The sequence below is a fragment of the Leuconostoc sp. BM2 genome, assembly GCF_002095565.1.
Classification (GTDB): Bacteria; Bacillota; Bacilli; order Lactobacillales; family Lactobacillaceae; genus Leuconostoc; species Leuconostoc falkenbergense.
On the sequence record NZ_MOWQ01000134.1, the window covers coordinates 1 to 362 of the forward strand.

1 protein-coding gene is annotated in these 362 nt (G+C 40.1%); it reads left to right on the plus strand.

Annotation, left to right across the window (positions count from 1 at the left end):
• Positions 1–31 precede the first annotated feature (31 nt).
• Positions 32–307, plus strand: coding sequence for a transposase (locus BMG01_RS10835; RefSeq protein WP_004906421.1), 276 nt, complete (start codon positions 32–34; stop codon positions 305–307).
• The last annotated feature ends 55 nt before the right edge of the window (positions 308–362 follow it).

Genomic DNA, 362 nt, shown 5'->3' on the forward strand with positions numbered 1-362 from the left:
AGATAATCAAGTATAGGAGTTTTTTTATATTATGAAAGCTAAGCGATACTCAACAGAATTTAAGTCATCAATTGTCACCTTGTATAACGAGGGACGTTCTGCTAATTCTCTAGCCAATGAATACCATTTGGCTGTACAAACCGTCACGGGTTGGGTGAAGAAAGCCCAAATCATTGGGACGGACGTTACCGGTAAGCCAGTGACTCGCGCCCAATTTAATGCAATGCAGAAAGAAGTCGCAAGACTCAAAGAAGAAAACGAAATTTTAAAAATTGCGGCCGTTTTGCTGGGCGAACATCGCAAGTAACACGTAAGACCCATTTTCCTATTGTCCAATCATTGCTAAAACAGCATTTTAAACT

Coding starts and splice junctions, on each gene's coding strand:
- BMG01_RS10835 (WP_004906421.1), top strand. CDS start 32: ATGAAAGCTAAGCGATACTCAACAGAATTTAAGTCATCAATTGTCACC.